The organism is Thiomonas bhubaneswarensis (assembly GCF_001418255.1).
Classification (GTDB): Bacteria; Pseudomonadota; Gammaproteobacteria; order Burkholderiales; family Burkholderiaceae_C; genus Thiomonas; species Thiomonas bhubaneswarensis.
The window spans coordinates 166,991-183,342 of sequence record NZ_LIPV01000004.1; the positions used below are offsets into that span (position 1 = coordinate 166,991).

General features: G+C 63.9%; 18 protein-coding genes. 15 read left to right on the forward strand and 3 right to left on the reverse strand.

Translation table 11 applies throughout. The features are described from left to right. From ASC45_RS06870 to ASC45_RS06910, 8 genes are all read left to right on the forward strand, one after another. Positions 1-234, forward strand: coding sequence for a hypothetical protein (locus ASC45_RS06870; RefSeq protein WP_055450302.1), 234 nt, complete (start codon positions 1-3; stop codon positions 232-234). 91 nt (positions 235-325) lie between these two features. After that, complete coding sequence (locus ASC45_RS06875; protein ID WP_055450303.1) at positions 326-976, forward strand: VirB8/TrbF family protein; 651 nt, start codon at positions 326-328, stop codon at positions 974-976. A 117-nt stretch (positions 977-1,093) separates the two neighbouring features. After that, a complete protein-coding gene (locus tag ASC45_RS06880; RefSeq protein ID WP_055450304.1) occupies positions 1,094-2,059 on the forward strand; it encodes a TrbG/VirB9 family P-type conjugative transfer protein in 966 nt (321 codons plus the stop codon). 11 nt (positions 2,060-2,070) lie between these two features. Further along, complete coding sequence (locus ASC45_RS06885) at positions 2,071-3,462, forward strand: TraB/TrbI/VirB10 family type IV secretion system protein (protein WP_055450305.1); 1,392 nt, start codon at positions 2,071-2,073, stop codon at positions 3,460-3,462. A gap of 449 nt (positions 3,463-3,911) precedes the next feature. Then, the gene (locus ASC45_RS06890; RefSeq protein ID WP_055450306.1) at positions 3,912-5,078 is read left to right on the forward strand and encodes an AAA family ATPase; all 1,167 of its coding nucleotides are present in this window, start codon (positions 3,912-3,914) and stop codon (positions 5,076-5,078) included. After that, positions 5,075-7,297, forward strand: a complete 2,223-nt coding sequence (locus ASC45_RS06895; protein WP_055450307.1) for a S8 family peptidase — start codon at positions 5,075-5,077, stop codon at positions 7,295-7,297. The genes ASC45_RS06890 and ASC45_RS06895 overlap by 4 nt, the downstream gene beginning before the upstream one ends. 16 nt (positions 7,298-7,313) lie before the next feature. Beyond that, on the forward strand, positions 7,314-7,916 hold the full coding sequence (locus tag ASC45_RS06900; RefSeq protein ID WP_141655746.1) for a DUF7686 domain-containing protein: 603 nt from the start codon (positions 7,314-7,316) through the stop codon (positions 7,914-7,916). Between the two features lie 544 nt (positions 7,917-8,460). Continuing rightward, the gene (locus ASC45_RS06910; RefSeq protein WP_055450310.1) at positions 8,461-9,069 is read left to right on the forward strand and encodes a hypothetical protein; all 609 of its coding nucleotides are present in this window, start codon (positions 8,461-8,463) and stop codon (positions 9,067-9,069) included. Between the two features lie 69 nt (positions 9,070-9,138). On the opposite strand, the gene ASC45_RS06915 is transcribed toward ASC45_RS06910, so the two are convergent. Next, positions 9,139-9,540 carry a tautomerase family protein gene (locus tag ASC45_RS06915; RefSeq protein ID WP_055450311.1) on the reverse strand — a complete coding sequence of 134 codons (402 nt, stop codon included), beginning with the start codon at positions 9,538-9,540 and terminating at the stop codon, positions 9,139-9,141. Positions 9,541-9,555: 15 nt separating this feature from the next. Beyond that, positions 9,556-9,870 (reverse strand): carboxymuconolactone decarboxylase family protein, encoded by a 315-nt coding sequence (locus ASC45_RS06920; protein WP_055450312.1) that lies wholly within the window; start codon positions 9,868-9,870, stop codon positions 9,556-9,558. A gap of 108 nt (positions 9,871-9,978) precedes the next feature. Between ASC45_RS06920 and ASC45_RS06925 the strand changes: the two genes are divergently transcribed. Further along, complete coding sequence (locus ASC45_RS06925) at positions 9,979-10,986, forward strand: LysR substrate-binding domain-containing protein (protein WP_072242996.1); 1,008 nt, start codon at positions 9,979-9,981, stop codon at positions 10,984-10,986. A gap of 93 nt (positions 10,987-11,079) precedes the next feature. Here ASC45_RS06925 and ASC45_RS06930 read toward each other — a convergent pair whose 3' ends face one another. Continuing rightward, positions 11,080-11,562, reverse strand: a complete 483-nt coding sequence (locus ASC45_RS06930; protein WP_055450410.1) for a MarR family winged helix-turn-helix transcriptional regulator — start codon at positions 11,560-11,562, stop codon at positions 11,080-11,082. A gap of 71 nt (positions 11,563-11,633) precedes the next feature. Here ASC45_RS06930 and ASC45_RS06935 point away from each other — a divergent pair, with 71 nt between their 5' ends. The 6 genes from ASC45_RS06935 to ASC45_RS06950 all read left to right on the forward strand — a co-directional run bounded on the left by ASC45_RS06935 (position 11,634) and on the right by ASC45_RS06950 (position 16,209). Next, positions 11,634-12,131 (forward strand): carboxymuconolactone decarboxylase family protein, encoded by a 498-nt coding sequence (locus ASC45_RS06935; protein WP_055450313.1) that lies wholly within the window; start codon positions 11,634-11,636, stop codon positions 12,129-12,131. Beyond that, positions 12,121-12,564 carry a GNAT family N-acetyltransferase gene (locus ASC45_RS06940; RefSeq protein WP_055450314.1) on the forward strand — a complete coding sequence of 148 codons (444 nt, stop codon included), beginning with the start codon at positions 12,121-12,123 and terminating at the stop codon, positions 12,562-12,564. The genes ASC45_RS06935 and ASC45_RS06940 overlap by 11 nt, the downstream gene beginning before the upstream one ends. Before the next feature lie 5 nt (positions 12,565-12,569). Then, positions 12,570-12,731 carry a hypothetical protein gene (locus tag ASC45_RS15700; RefSeq protein ID WP_156346980.1) on the forward strand — a complete coding sequence of 54 codons (162 nt, stop codon included), beginning with the start codon at positions 12,570-12,572 and terminating at the stop codon, positions 12,729-12,731. Between the two features lie 605 nt (positions 12,732-13,336). After that, positions 13,337-13,792: a hypothetical protein gene (locus ASC45_RS16265; protein WP_483855326.1), complete on the forward strand. Its 456-nt coding sequence runs from the start codon at positions 13,337-13,339 to the stop codon at positions 13,790-13,792. Next, on the forward strand, positions 13,726-14,046 hold the full coding sequence (locus ASC45_RS16270) for a reverse transcriptase domain-containing protein (RefSeq protein ID WP_483855327.1): 321 nt from the start codon (positions 13,726-13,728) through the stop codon (positions 14,044-14,046). The genes ASC45_RS16265 and ASC45_RS16270 overlap by 67 nt, the downstream gene beginning before the upstream one ends. 999 nt (positions 14,047-15,045) lie before the next feature. Then, positions 15,046-16,209, forward strand: a complete 1,164-nt coding sequence (locus ASC45_RS06950; protein WP_245609979.1) for an aminotransferase-like domain-containing protein — start codon at positions 15,046-15,048, stop codon at positions 16,207-16,209. Positions 16,210-16,352: the final 143 nt, after the last annotated feature.

Consider the following 16,352-nt stretch of genomic DNA (forward strand, 5'->3'; position numbering starts at 1 on the left):
GTGGGGACTCGCAACCGCCTGCGCGAGGAAGTGATCGACGCCGTCTCCAAGCAGCTGCGTTGGGCCGCGCGCAACGATCGCGGGGGTCTGGTGATCATGGCCCTGCAGGTCGTCTACGCCGTGTGGTTCGCCGCCCTGTGGGTGAAGGATTTTCCAGCGGAGGCAACTTTGGTCTGGGGTGCGTGCTTCGCGCTGTCGGCCGTGGGCGCCGTCGCGATCGAGCGACGGCGCTGAGCCGCGTCGCGACCGGGCCGTCGCCGCATGGGCCCGCTCCGCAGAGACAGGGTAGGGCGCCGATCAGAGGCGCCTCCCCCTGGAGACCCGAATGGCGGATGCCAACCCCTACCTGAACGCCCGGCGCGAATGGGATGAGCGCTATGGCGACGCGCTGTCCCGGGCGAGGAACTGGCGCCTGGCCGCGTTCGGCAGTCTCGGCGTGGCGGCGCTTGCCGTGGCCGGCATCGCCTACGTCGGCGGGCAGAGCAAGATCGAGCCCTTCGTCGTGGGCCTCGACAAGATGGGGAATCCAGTCGCCATGGCCCGGCCCGCGGGAGGCAGCGCGGTCAGTCAGCGGATCATCGAAGCGCAGGTGGCGAACTGGGTCTGGACGGCGCGGACCGTCGTGCCGGACGCAGTGGCGCAGAAGGCCTTGATCGCCAAGGTCTACGCCATGGCGGCGGTGGGCGCAGCAAGCTACCTCAACGGCTACTACGCCGCACACCCGCCGTTCGGCGACTTCACGATCAACGTCACGATCACCAGCGTGCTGCCAATCAGCCAGGACACCTGGCAGGTCGGATGGGACGAGCGGCGCTTTGTGGGTGGGCAGCCCAAGCCCGTCGAGCACTGGCGGGCCAACATCACCACGGGTGTCGATCCAAAACTCGCCGAGAGTCCACAGGTCATGCTCGACAACCCTCTGGGACTGTTCATCAGGAACGTCACCTGGACGCCGATCGTGGGCGGCGCCTCGTGATGCGGCGGCGCGCCCATGGCGCCGACCGACCCCTGCTTATGGCGGGCCTGAGCGTTCGCTCGTGGTCGCTACAGCCGGATCTCGTCCATTCCATCAGATCCCATGAGGAGCAATGACATGCGCTTCGCCAAGACCATCATCGCCCTGGCCATCTCCGTGGCTGCGGGCAGCGCCTGCGCAGGCACGCCGGCCACCGGCGGCTCGCAACCCGAGGCGGGAGCCCAGCCGCCTGTCTCCCAGCAGACGAGTCGCCAGATCTACGATCTGAAGGAGCCGATTCCTCTGTCCTGGCGGGCGACGTCGGCTGCCGCGCAGACCTGGCTGCAGACCGGCAATGCGCCGAGCATGGTGGGCACGAATGGGGAGGTGATGTACGCCTACGGTCAGAGCCAACCGACCATCACCTGCGCCCCGCTGCACATTTGTCTCATCAACCTGTTGCCCGGTGAGCACGTCACCAATCTGAGCATTGGCGACAGCGTGCGCTGGCTGGTGCAGACCGCCGACGCAGGACAGACACCGGTTGTGGTCATCAAGCCGACGGCCGATGGGCTGACCACCAATCTGGCCGTGACCACTGACGCGGGGCGCATCTACTACATGACCCTGGTCAGCGACGCGCACACCTACGTGCCGCAGATCGGGTTCTACGACCCGCAGCAGCTCGTCATCAACATGCAGAACCAAGCCAGGCGACAACGCGCCGCGGATGCGGCGAAGAAGGACGCGTTGGTTGCCCCACTCGGGCAGGTTGATCCCTCGACCCTGGACTTCAACTACACCTGCCAGCTCGGTGACGGGCATGCTGACCAAGAGAGCAGTGACCTGATGCCGGTGCGGGTGTTCGCCGGCGGCGGTCACACCTACCTGCAGATGCCCGAAGGGATGAAGTACACCGACGCGCCGGCGGTGTTCAACGTCAGCAACGACGACACCGAGCTGATGAACAGTCGGCTGGTGCACGGCTATTTCATCATCGACGGCCTGCCGCAAAAGTTCAAGCTCGTGGTTGGGGTTGGCAAGGGCTCGCACAGCGTGACCTGCCGTCACGCGCAACCGACCGCCGGCTTCTGGTCCCGGTGAAGGTTGACGCGATGAGCCAGAATCAGGAGTTCGGGCAGGACGACTTCGCCTCAACGCAGGCCGATGCGACGCTGCTGGCGCAGGACGTCGACGGTGGCACGGCCAAGGGCCGCAAGGGGCTGAGCATCCGCAGCACGCCAGCGGCGGGCGGCGCCCGTCTGAGCAGGAATTTCAAGAGGGTTGCCTTCATCGCGGGCGGGGCCGTGGCCGGTGGCATGGTGATCGGGATCATGACCGCGGCGAACAAGCCTTCGGGCCCGGACGAAGGCGATGGCCAGAGCCAGATGGTCGGGCAGACGTCGCCCGACGTCTCGGCCATGCAACGCGCCGCAGAGAGACAGGTGGGCGCCGCGGCACCGGCGGCGAGCGCGGCCAGCCAGCCTGCGGCCAAGGCCAGCGGGCCGGGGGCGGCGTTGAGCGGTCACGACGCGGCACTGGCGGCCAACGGCAACCCACGGCAACTGACTGCAGCCCAGAAATACCACCAGTGGCTGGTCGCGCAGCACTACAAGGGCCTGGAAGGCGCCGTGCTGGCCGCGCAGAGTGCCAAGTTGTCCAAGACGGCCCCCGAGGGCTCGCCGGCGCTTGGAGCGCAACGGCAACCGCAGGGCGACAAGGCGGACGACTTGCGCCAGCTCGCCGCGGCTGCCGCCCCGCAGGACCTTGGCAATGCCAACGCCGCGCTGCAAAAGGCGCTGGCCGGGACGCAACAGTCAGGCGCCGCGCCACAATCACCACAACTGGCCGATGCCGCGTTCCTTGATGCTGCCGCTTCCAAGGTGGACAACGGATACTTGCCTGCCGCCGTGCGGCCGCCGATCGGCCACGATGAGCTGTTCGCGGGCTCCGTAATCCCCGCGGTCATGCTGACCGGAATCGACAGCGATCTTCCCGGCAGCATCACCGCCCAGGTGCGGCAGACGGTCTACGACAGCCTCGATCCCGGCGTGGTATTGATTCCGCAGGGCACTCGCCTGATCGGCGAGTACAGCAGCCAGGTGGCCTATGGCCAAAGCCGCGTGCTCGTGGCCTGGAATCGGTTGATCTTCCCCAATGGAGCGATGATCGACCTCGAGGGCATGGCAGGCACGGATGCCGAGGGGCAGGCTGGATTCCACGACCAGGTGGACAACCACTACATGCGCGTCTTCAGCAGCGCCATTCTGATGAGTCTGCTGGGCGTTGGCGCTCAGCTCAGCCAGCCGCAGAACGCCAACGCCCTCACGACGCCGAGCGCCAGCCAGCAGGCCGCGGCAGCGATGGCCGAGGGGCTCAACAACGTTGGCACCAATGTGCTCAACCGGAACCTGGACATCCAGCCCACGCTGAGCATCCGGCCAGGCTATACGTTCAACGTGCTGGTCAACCGGACGATGATCCTGCCGCCATACGAGGTGCGGTAGCAGGGTGGAAGTCGCTGGCGTTCCGCATGGTGCCCATTGCTGGGACGGACGCCGCACGGTCGGCCGCAGAAGGGGGGAAGGGGGCACCGATCACGGTGAACTCGGGCAACCTGCACCGACAGCCTGATCCCCCGGATAGGGGACACCCCGTATGTCTGCGTTTGATCGCCTGCGTGACGGACGTGGCCTGTGTCTGCTGAAGCGACGACTTCGCTCGGTCAGGAGTGCGGGCACGGTGGCATCGACGAGGGCCGTGGCGGCCACAGCCACGCCATCGAGCGCATACAGGTGAACACTTCAACGCGGCTCGCCCGGGCCGGCGACGGCCAGGGACCAACGGTACTGCGGCCTTTCGGCTTTGCATTCCAGCTTCCTGTCGTTCTGTGAGACAATACAAGTCGTCCGCTTGGATTGCATAAAAAATATAGTGTAATCATATTGTTATCGAAATGTTGGACAAAATTAAGGAAGAGCAATCAGATTTAGCCCAGATGGTTCGTCTGGCTTTGGCCGAGCAGACGGAGGATGTGCGCCTGTTCGCTGCAAGGCTGGTTCGCAAATACCGTGGTACGGCCCCCGATCTGGCCGAGCAACTTGAGCTGTACCTGAAGTCGAAGCCGGCACGTAGCGTCTCGCCCATGCGCAGGCTGTCGCCTCCGCGCCCGGAGGCCGGGGCCATGCCTGTTGACGACGAATCTCGACTCTCGCTCCTGAAAGTGTTCAAGGATGATCCGGCGAAACAAACCCCGCTGTTGTCCAGCGATGTCGATGATGCCTTGAGGCAGCTCATCGAGGAGCGCCGCCAGAGTGACCGACTGCAGGCCATGGGGTTGACGCCGACCCGCTCGGCCATCTTTGTGGGGCCACCCGGAGTTGGCAAGACACTGACGGCCCGCTGGCTGGCCGCGCAGTTGAATGTGCCGCTGTACGTGCTCGACCTGACCGCTGTGATGAGCAGCCTGTTGGGCAAGAGCGGGGCGAACCTGCGCGCGGCAATCGATTACGCCAAGCGTGAGCCCTGCGTGCTGCTGCTGGATGAGATCGACGCTATCGCCAAGCGGCGCAGCGACGACACCGACGTGGGCGAACTCAAGCGCCTGGTCACGGTGATCCTCCAGGAGGTCGATGAATGGCCTGCCAGTGGCTTGCTTCTGGCCGCGACCAACCATCCGGAGCTGATCGATCCGGCGTTGTGGCGCCGGTTCGATTTGGAGGTCCAGTTCAAGACGCCGGGTGAGCAGTCCATCAAGGAAGCCCTCAAGCGTTTCCTGGGGCCGGACTACGCCCTTTTTGCTCGCTGGATCGACATCCTGGCGTTTGCGTTCGCCGGGTACTCCTTCAGCGACATCGAGCGGGATGTGCAACGCTTCCGGCGCGCCGTGGCCTTGGGCGCTGGCACCGATGCCGATCTGGTGGAGGACTTCATGAAGGCGCGTGCGCTTGCGCTCGACAAGCAGGGCCGCATCAACCTGGCGGTGATGTTAGCCAAGGAAACGCGCTTGTCCCAACACGCCATCGCGGACGTCACGGGCGTGAGCCGGGACACGATCCGGAAGTACACCAACGGTGTGCCGACCGCACGGAAGACCACGGGCCGGAGAAAGGCTGACGCATGAATCGAACCAATTTCCTGATCGGTCGGGGCGAGTTGCTAACTCACGACATCGTCGGCCCAAGGCGCATGCCTCGCAAGGCCGAGGTCTACACCTTCGCGCAGGCACGGGAGCGACTGACTCCCCAATTCCGCAGCGCGGCGCAAGCGCTGGATGAACTGCCTGCCGAAGCGTGTCCGGGCGACTTCGCCGTCGCCCGATTGATGATGAATCCCAGCTTCATCGCTCGCTCTTACTTCCCGATCGGCCTGTTGCGCAGCACCGGGCTGGAGTCCGTTGGCAGCCGCACTGTCAGGGTCAAACCGCAGGCCTGGACCCGCAAGGGACAACCGCAGGAAACCACGACGACCGAATTGTTCGTCGCCGGCAAGCGCCAGGCTTTTCGCAACCTCGCCCAGTGGACTGAGACCATCGCCGCGCAGTCTGACGAGGGCGACGATCTGGCACACATCGAACAGTTCGCAGCCTTCGCGCCGGCGGAGCGCATCGTAAGCCTGGGCAGTCCGAAGGATCGCTTCTTCGAGGTGGGTCTGCATCTGCTGCCAGGTGAAGATCCTGGATTGATTCAGAAGGCCTTTGTGAGGTTTGCCAAGCGTGACGACGTCAATGTCCACAGTGAAGTCGATTTCGTGGCCGGCAACCTGTGGTTCGTGCCGGTCGAGGGCAAGCCGCGTGACGTTGAGAAGCTAGCCGGTTTCGCGTTTGTCCGTGTGATCCGACCGGTGCCTAAGCTGCGTGGTATCCGTCCGCTGCAACGCAGCGGTGGTCCTGCGGTGGGGTGCAGCCTTCCCACCGAGCAGGCGCTCTCGTCCGAACCTCGCGTCGCCGTCTTGGACGGCGGCTTGCCCAAGCATCACCCGATCGGACCCTGGCTGCGCTCGTATCGCAAGCTCGACGAAGACGCCGACGATGATCCGGACGGCCCGGAGCACGGCCTGGGCGTGACATCGGCTGTGTTGTTCGGCCCGATCCAGCCCAACGGAGCGGCAGGTAGGCCCTTTGCCCCAGTTGACCATCTTCGCGTGCTCGATCAGGAAGCAGGGGGCGAAGACCCGCTGGAGCTTTATCGCACGCTCGGCCTCATCGAACAGGTCCTGCTGTCACGTTCCTACGAATTCATCAATCTGAGTTTGGGGCCTGACCTCGAAGTGCAAGACCAGGAAGTGCATTCGTGGACTTCCGTGATCGACGACTTGCTGAGTGATGGCGACACCCTCATGACCGTAGCCGTTGGCAACAACGGAGAACGGGACCGCGAACTCGGCTACAACAGAGTGCAGGTTCCGTCAGATTGCGTGAATGCGCTTTCGGTTGGTGCTGCGGATGACACCGGCACCGGCTGGGCGCGCGCACCTTACAGCGCGATCGGTCCGGGCCGCAGCCCCGGCGTCGTCAAGCCAGACCTGATGGCGTTCGGCGGCAACCCAGCGGCGAAATATTTTCATGTCCTGGCGCCGAACGTGAAGCCGGTGCTGTCGCCGCAATTGGGTACCAGTTTCGCGGCACCGTATCTGTTGCGCAGCGCAGTCGGGATTCGCGCGATCCTGGGCAGCGATCTGACGCCGCTCGCCATCAAAGCCTTGCTTGTTCATGCAGCGGATCTCGGCGACCACGACCCCATCGAAGTGGGTTGGGGCAAGATCCCCGAGGACACTCTCGACATCATCACATGTCCGGACGGGGTAGCCAGGGTGGTCTACCAGGGTGAGCTCAAGCCCAGTAAATACCTGCGCGCCAGCCTCCCACTGCCGAAGGAAGGGTTGACGGGCAATGTGCGCCTGAAGGCGACGTTCTGCTACGCATCGCCCACTGATCCGCAGGATGCCGCGGCCTACACCAAGGCTGGCCTCGAAGTTGTCTTCCGTCCCAACGACGAGAAGGTCAAAGATGGCAAGAGCAATGCGGATACCAAGGGCTTCTTCGACCTGAAGAAGTTCGCAACAGAACAGGAGCGCCGATCCGATCAGGGTAAGTGGGAAACCGTGCTGCACGGGGCCAAGACCTTCCGAGGTTCCAGCCTGAAGAACCCAGTGTTCGATATCCACTACAACGCCCGCGACGGCGGCGGACGCGCCACCGGCGCCGAGAGGATCCGCTACGCATTGATCCTGTCGGTTGAGGCTCCGAAGCACGCTGATCTCTATAACGACATCCTGCGCGCTTACGCCAAGACCTTGGTTCCGATCCAGCCGCAGGTGTCGCTGCCCATTCGGGTCAAGTAGTCACACGATGGATAACATGAAGACGGCCTTGGAAGAGGGAACCGGAATGACCCTTTGCGAAGGATGCCAGAAGCCCACTCCCGACCATGATCTCGTGCACTATGGCTCGGCTGATTCTTTTCGGACGCTTTGCTTGCGGTGCGTCAACCAAGACATGGCGGAACGATGCGACGTTGATTTCGAGCATGTCCAGTTCGAACCGATCACGATGACGGATCATGCAGAGGCAGTGCATGAATTCCACTTTTCCACCCGACTGCTCGGAGACATCTGCAGTCTTGAAGCGTTCGAACTGCGAGGTGGGTCACGTAGCGGCTACCAGTTCCAGGCCATCGGCGACGCCGAGGCGGATCTCTGGGAACTCATGGCGAAGCTGATCGAGCGTATCCGCCGTGCGTTGAGCGTTTCGTACCTTTGCGAAGATCGCGGCGAATTGTACATCGCAGGCCAGTCTGTGAGTGGACGGATTTCCTGCGAGATGGATGGCGATGGCTTTTTCTCGCCTGCATTGATCGTTGACGGGCGCGATATCTCGTGGGAAGAGTTCGGCCGCATGTTGAGCACTTTCGAGGGGTGGCAGTTCAAGCTTCAGATCCTCGACCCGAGCGACGCGGCGTGACAACGCGCAGCCGGTCGTGCAGGGAGGCAGCAGTCAACGCCGTGCAGCGCGAGGCACCGTTCGATTTGGCGAACCTGGCGACGCTCGGGGTGTCGCCCTAGCGCGTGGCTCAACAATGTCGGCACCAATGTGCTCAACCGGAACCTGGACATCCAGCCCACGCTGGGCATCCGGCCAGGCTACGCGTTCAACGTGCTGGTCAACCGGACGATGATCCTGCCGCCATACCGGATGCGGGAGCGGTGGGGTTGTCGAAGGAGGTGGCGCGGGGGAGGGCTGGCGTCTAGAATGGAGGCCATGAGTTCCCGGACCAAACAGCCTGCTCGGAAGACGGCAAGAGCTTCGCGCCGCAGGGCCGTCGTTTCCGCCGCGCGAGCGGTAGAGAGCGTCGCTCGCGTGCCTGGCGTTCTTCTCACTGGACAGGCACTGCTCGATGATATGGTTGCTTATCGAAAGCAGGTCACGTCGTCTCCGGAGGCGGCACAGAGCTTCCTCGTGCGGCTTGGTGTATTGACCAAGGGCGGGAAAGCCAAGACGTTGATTCGTGGCTAACGACTGGGCGCTCTATCAGCGCCACACGGCTTTTGTGCTCGGCTTTCATGGCACGGAAGACGCGATTGCTCAAGACGTGATCGGCAGGAGCATCGCTCACCTTGAGCATTCCCGGGGTCGATTCGAGTGGCTCGGGCACGGCATCTACTTCTGGGAAGGCGACCCTCAGCGCGCACTCGAATGGGCGCAGGATGGGAATGCAAAGAAGAAGATCAAGAATCCAGGCGTCGTCGGCGCCATCATCGATCTTGGTTTATGCCTTGACCTGACCACGCGTACGGGCCTCGATGAGATCGCCCAGGCGCACGCCACTCTCGTCGAGACCTATGCGGCTTCAGGCCAGCCCGTGCCGGACAATACAGGGGGCAAGGATCGCTTCAAGCGCGAGTTGGATTGCCAAGTGATCCAGGCGCTTCATCTGTACCGGAAAGAAAACGGGTTGGCTCCTTACGATTCCGTGCGAGCTCCTTTCCCTGAAGATGAGCCACTCTACGACGGCGCGGGCTTCCGGAAGCGCAATCATATTCAGATTGCGGTGATCAATCCGGAATGCATCAAGGGGTCCTTCCGCCCGATCCCAGGGGCGTCGGCGCACACGTAGCTCCACCGCAGAGCTCGCCGATGGAGCGTGCCCCTTCGATTCCTTGATCGTCGGTCGACGGCAGGCCAGTCACGGCGTGCCTCCAGTCCCGTCGACCATGGTCATGGCACCGTAGCCAAAGGACCAGTCGTCCAGCGCGTTCGTCCGGACAACCACCATCACGTCGGCAGGATGGATTCCCGGATTGTCGACCAGAAGGGTGGCCAGGCGACGGTAGAACGCCCGTTTCGTTGCCGTGTCGCGTGGGCGCCCCGCGGTGACGGCGAAGAGAACAAAGTCGGCCGAGCGCGGGCCGCCGAGGTAGTGACGATCGAACACGAGTTCGCCCGGCGCCAGTTGCTCGATGAGTTGGAAACGGTCGGCCGGCGGCACGTCGAACGCTTCCACCAAGGCACGATGCAGGCTGTCGGACAGCGCCTGCAAGAATTCAGGCGGTTTGCCGGCAAGCAGGGAAATGCGCGTGATCGGCATGGAGCACTCCTGGGATTACGCCGCGGTTTCTGCTAGCAACCTGGCGGCCGTTGCCGCCGTCGGCCACCCGGAGTAGAAGGCCAGGTGCGTAACGAGTTCGGCGAGTTCGGCCTGTGTCAAACCATTGTCCTTGGCCCGCCGCAGATGGACGGGCAACTGTTCGGCCCGATTCAAGGCGATGAGCGCGGCCACGGTGATCAGGCTGCGGTCGCGCTGTGACAGGCCCGGGCGGGTCCAGACGTCACCGAACAAGACCTTGTCGGTGAGTTCCGCGAGCTTGGGCGTTTGCTCGCTGATCAGACGCTGCCATTCGTGGGGCGTCGGTTCCATGAGCGATTTCCTCCGGGATGTCGTTGAGTGAGCCCATCTTAGGCATCTACAATCATCCGGAAAAGCGGAAACTTTCGGATCATTGATCCTATAAAACGGGATGCTTGCATGGGCCGCCTGAATCTGGATCTCGATGGACTTCGGACCTTGAGCACCGGAGTCGCCTTGGGCAGCTTCGCCAAGGCCGCCGACCGCCTGGGCCGATCGACCTCTGCCGTCAGCGCACAGCTCAAGAAGCTCGAGGAGCAAATCGGCGCACCGATTCTGCGCAAGGCCGGGCGCGTGATGGTGCCGACCGCCGCCGGCGAGGTGCTGCTGAGCTATGCGCGCCGTTTGCTCGATCTCAACGACGAAGCCGTTGCCGCCGTACGCGGAGTGGACCTGGAAGGCTGCGTTCGCCTCGGATTGCAGGAGGACTTCGGCGAAATCGTGTTGACCGATGTGCTGGGCCATTTCGCACGGGCGCATCCTCGCGTACGCGTGGAGGCAAGGGTCGCGCGCAACGCCGATCTGCTCGGCCTCGTGACGGCGGGCCGGCTGGACCTTGCGCTGGCCTGGGACGACGGCTTCGACACTCCTCACAGTCATTCTCTGGCCGACCTGCCGCTGCGCTGGATTGGCGCGGCGGCCCACCCCGAACTCGCGCGCACCACGGATCGCGGCGTTCTGCCCCTGGTCGTGTTCGATGCACCTTGTCTCATGCGTCAGGCAGCGACGGCGGCGCTCGACCGCGCCGGCATCGCCTGGCGCGTGGCCTTCACGACAGCGAGCCTGTCGGGGATCTGGGCGGCCGTCGCCGCGGGCCTGGGCGTGACCGTACGGACGGAGGCGGGTCTGCCAGGCAACCTGTGCGTTCTCGATCCCGCCATGTGTGGCCTGCCGGAGCTATCGGCCGCTGGCCTGCGGCTTCATCGCGCGGGGCCAGCGCTCGCGCCAGCCGTGCGACGGCTGGAAGACCTCCTGTGCGATGCGCTGATCCGGGCCTTGCCCGAGGGCGTCGACCGCGGCATGCGGGCGCATATTTCAGACGGGGGTGGTTCGTCCGCGCCGCGCGAGGAACGTGAAAAGCGCGACGCCGCAGAGCGCGCGCCGGGGCCGGATGCCATTCGGCGTTGATGCCCGTGTGCGTAACGCCACCCGAAGGGACATCGGGGAACGGGCCTTCCCGTCTCGACGTGCACGGCACGCCATGCGGCCTCTTGGCACCGCTCAGCGCTCGAACGGGCTCAGCGTCGCGACGTGGACCAGCCACTTGCGGATTGCTGCTTCGTCCGCAGCGCTCACGCCGCTGAGCAAGTCCCGCTCGACCGCGTCCACGCCCTTACGACAGTGCGCCAAGAGTTGCTGGCCGGACTCGGTGACCTCCATCTGCAGGACGCGGCCGTGTGTCGCGTGATGCTTGCGCTGGAGTGCGCCTGATCGCTCCAGATTGCCGACGATCACGCTGACGGTCTGCGGCGTCAGCAGAGACAACCTGGCGACGTCCGCGCCGGACGCGCCAGGATAGGCAACCAACATGGTCAGCACGGCGAACTGGGGCGGCGTCAACCCGACTTCGGACAGTGCCCGCTCCATTCTCTGCCGATGCGCGACCTCGGCTTGGCGAAGCAGGTAGCCGATGTGTCCCGCATGCCCACGCTTGCCCTCGCCGGCTTCCGGAATGACTGCCGCTCCCGCTGGCTTCTTGCGCATAGTGTTCGAATTCGAATACGATGACATTGTTCGAATTCGAATATTACGCTCATGCACGATCAGGAGCCCCCATGACCAACTCCCCAAGACTGGATTACGCGTCCTATGAGCGCCTGGCACCGGAAACGGTCGTCGCAATGCGGGCGCTCGGACGCGCCGTTGCCGAGTCCGGGCTGGACCAGCCGCTCACGGAACTGATCAAGATCCGCGTCTCGCAGATCAACGGCTGCGCCTTCTGCCTCCAGTACCACCTCAATCAAGCCCGCAAGCTGACGACGCCGGTCGCAAAGCTCGATCTCGTCGCGACGTGGGGCGAAGCGGACATCTTCTCGGCGCGTGAGCGCGCCGCCCTGGCGTGGGCCGAGGCGTTGACGAGGATGTCCATGGCTCCGATCGACGATGCCGACTTCACCGACCTTCTCGAGCACTTCGTGATGGAGGAGGTCGCGCACCTGACAGCTGCCGTTGCCAACATCAATGCCTGGAACCGGATCGCTGGAGGACTGCAATTCGCTCCACCGATTCCGGCCGCGCACCTTCTTCAAGGGGAGCAGGCGCATGCGCGTTGACGCCTGCACGGTGGAGGCGGTCGAGACCATCGAGGCTGCGCGTGCCGTCTACCCCCTGATGGCCCAGCTGCGTCCGCATCTCGCCGATGCCGGAGAGTTCCTGGAACGTTGGGCGCGCCAATGCGAGGACGGATACCGACTCGTCGCGCTCTACGCGGAAGGGACACCAGTGGCCCTCGCAGGATATCGGCAGCAAGAGAACCTTGTTCACGGAACATTCCTCTATGTCGATGACCTTGTGACGGATGCGGGTTGCCGAAGCAAGGGCTATGGCGAGCGACTGATCGTGTATCTGCTGGACCAGGCCCGCGTGTTGGGATGTGCCAAGCTCATGCTCGATACACCCATGAGCAATGCGCTTGGCCATCGTTTCTACTTCCGGTGCGGCCTGCTCGCGACGGCGCTTCGGTTCGTCACGGCCGTCACGGGCTGACCGATATGCAGACGCTCCTGCATGTCTCCGCGAGCCCACGCGGCGGCATCTCGCACAGCCGACGCGTTGCCATCGAGCTGGTCGCGCACTGGAAGCTCATGCATCCCGGGCTCCTCGTCGTCGATCGTGACCTTGCTGCATGCCCGCTGCCGCCGAGCGAAAACTGAGGTGGTCAGAATTGCATCGGGTGCGCCGGGAGACCTGCAAGGAGCAGAGGGTGCAAGTCCCTTGCAGTGAAGGCGTAGCGAACCACACTGGCCCCGAGTCATGCGCAGTGCACCGCGAGGTGCCCGGCGAAGCGTTGACAGGGGTACGTGCGGGCCAGCCATTGAGCCGCGAAAGAATTTCTTCCCAGGGTGCCGACGCCGTCCGATTTGTGGAAGGCTACATGGTCGCGCGCGCTATCGCGAGCGCACGACCGACCCGGCGTGGTCGTAGAACCCGGCACGCGCGCACGCTCCTTGAACGGAAACCGGGAGATCTCCAACCCGACCGTCGCCGCCAGTCTTGGCCCGACGGCCCGCATCGGGAAGGCGAGGAGCCATAGCCGATGACGCACGGGTTGGAGAAGTCGGACTCCGTCGTAGTAGCGATGAAACCTGCGAACAAGGCCGGCTCTCCGGCTTCGGAGTGGGTGGAGCCAAGGACGGGGACCAAGGGAAACGCGGAAGACTCTCGCACGCGCCGGACTCAGAGCCGGGCAAGCGTGTCCCCGGGGCTCGACCGCGTACGGCAAGCCGCAAGGCTGAGGAAGAAGCAACCGCTCACGGCCTTGCTGCACCACGTTACCGTCGACCTGCTCCGTGAGGCGTTTCTGGCGCTCAAACGCCGTGCCGCACCCGGAGCGGATGGCGTCACGTGGCAGGACTATGAGCAAGGACTTGAAGAGCGCCTCGGCGATCTTCATGCTCGTATCCATCGTGGCGGGTACCGGGCGCAGCCCGTGCGGCGACGGTTCATACCGAAGCCGGACGGGCGCCAGCGCCCGCTGGGCATTGCCGCGCTGGAGGACAAGGTCGTTCAGCGTGCAGTCGTCGCCGTGCTCAATGCGATCTACGAGGAAGACTTCCTCGGCTTCTCGTACGGGTTCAGGCCCGGTCGCGGCCAGCATGACGCATTGGACGCCTTGTGCGTGGCGATCAAGGGCAAGCGAGTGAACTGGTGCTCGACGCTGACATCAAGGGCTTCTTCGACGCGGTCGACCATGACTGGTTGCTGCGCTTCGTGAGGCACCGGGTCGGTAACGAGCGCATCGTCCGGTTGGTGAGCAAATGGCTCACGGCCGGCGTCCTTGAAGACGGGAACTGGAGCGCTGTGCAACAGGGGACGCCACAAGGCGCGGTGATCTCGCCGCTGCTGGCCAACGTCTACCTGCACTACGTCTTCGATCTGTGGGCTCAGCAATGGCGACGGCGCGAGGCGACCGGCGACATGATCGTCGTGCGCTATGCCAGACGATCTGGTCGTCGGCTTCGAGCATGAAGCTGACGCACGCCGCTTCTGGGACGCGATGCGAGAGCGGTTCGCGCGCTTCGCGCTCGAACTGCATGGGGAGAAGACCCAGCTGCTGGGGTTCGGCCGCTACGCGATCGAGCATCGGCAGCGCAAGGGTCTGGGCAAACCACCAACATTAAACTTCCTGGGGTTCACGTTCATTTGTGGGCGGTCGCGGCGAGGTGCATTCCTGCTGCGCCGGCATACACGACGTGACCGCATGCGCCTGGCGCTACAGGCGGTCAAAGATGGTTTGCCCCAACGGCGCCAGCATCCCCGAACAGGGGAAATGGCTGCGCACGGTTGTGACCGGCTACTTCGCGTACCACGCGGTGCCCACCAACGCGCAGGCCGTCTGCGCGTACCAGCACCACGTCTTGTCACTCTGGCGACGCTCCCTGGAGCGTCGCAGCCAGAAGGCAGGCGTCACGTGGGCGAAGATGGATCGACTCGCCGCCGCATGGCTCCCGCCCCCGCACGTGCTTCATCCCTGGCCGAAAGACCGGCTCGCCGTCCGAACCCGAGGTAGGAGCCGTATGCCTTAATTGGGCACGTACGGATCTGTGCGGGAGGGCGGGCAACCGGCAGGCATCCCTACCGCGATCGCCAACAGACAGAAGACGGCTCTTTCTAAATTCCGTGAAAAATTCTGCCATGCTCCAGCACCATTAGAAATCCTTAGTAACATCTATTACATAAAGAATCTAAACATCCATCTAGTCGCGCAATAGCCCTAACGCTATCCTGCGTTGCAGATCGTCACCACATCTGATTTCGACTTTTGGAGACGTTCGGCCCAATAATCCAGTGACGGGGGGGATTGATGCATAGGTGTTATGCGCTGGAGCGCGGATCGCGGCGACTCCATACACCCTCAGGGCGTAACCCTTTTCGTTGTGATGGTGCCTCATGACCCCGTCATTCGAATTCCCCTGGATACTTTCGCGTCGACATGCAGGCATGCGTGCATCGGCAATCCGCGAAGCCATGAAACTCGCCGAGCAGCCGGGCGTAATCAGCTTCGCGGCGGGGATGCCTTCGTCAAAGGTGTTTCCCATTGAGCGAATCACGGCCGCTTGCGAGCGTGTGCTGCGCCGCGATGGAAGTGCGGCGCTGCAGTACGCCGCCAGCGAGGGTTTCGCGCCATTGATCGATTGGGTGGTCGCACATCTTTCGGCACGAGGTCTGCACATCAGGCCTGAGCAAATCATCATTACCAACGGGTCGCAACAGGGTCTCGACCTAGTGGCCAAATCGTTAGTCGATCCGGGCTCGCCAGTCCTTGTGGAGACGCCCACATATGTCGGCGCACTTCAATCGTTCGCACCGTACGAGCCCGAATTGATCGGTGTTGCCTGCGATGTCGAAGGCCCCTTGTCAGCGGATCTGGCCGCACGAGCCAGCGCGCTCCTGCGGGAAGGTCGGGCAGCCCGCTTCCTCTACCTGCTGCCCACATACCAGAACCCGTCAGGTCGCTGCATCAGTCCGGCCCGGCGAGCCGACCTCGCTGGCGTGGCGGCGCTACTCAACCTGCCGGTTGTCGAGGATGATCCTTACGCCGACCTGTGGTACGACGAGCCACCGCCCGCTCCAGTCGCGACGCTGCTACCCGAGGGAACAGTCTATCTGGGATCGTTCTCGAAGATCCTGGCCCCCGGACTACGCCTCGGCTATCTCGCGGCGCCATTGGCCCTGGTGCCCAGACTATTGCAGGGCAAGACAGCCGCGGACTTGCACACTGCTACCTTCAACCAGCGCATCGCGCTAGAGGCGCTCGGCGAGGACTTCCTCGCAGAGGCTTTGCCCGCAGTGCGACATCTCTATCGGGAGCGCCGCGACATGATGCTCACCGCGTTGGAGCGAGCATTCCCGGATCGTCGTCTGCTCGACTGGACCCGCCCAGGGGGCGGTATGTTCATCTGGGCGAGGTTGCCTCAAGGTTGGGACGCCGCCGAACTCCTTCCTCTGGCATCTTCTCGCGGCGTCGCCTATGTGCCTGGGGCGGCGTTCCATGCCGGTATCCCTGATCCGCGAACCCTGCGCCTGTCGTTCGTCACCGTCGAACCCTCCCAGATCGATGCTGGTGTAACCCGTCTAGCGGAAGTCATTCGCGAGGCCGAACGATCCGCTCCCGGGATCGGGCGGTGTTGAGGTCGGCATGAGCGCCATGCAGCAATGCCGGTTCTTACGCCGACGCGCTGCTGGCGCATTCGCCGCGGCGGCGCGTCCTGCGCTCGTCCAGGCGCAGGAACAGGGCTGTGTAGGCAATTTATCTCCACCGTCATCCGCTGGCC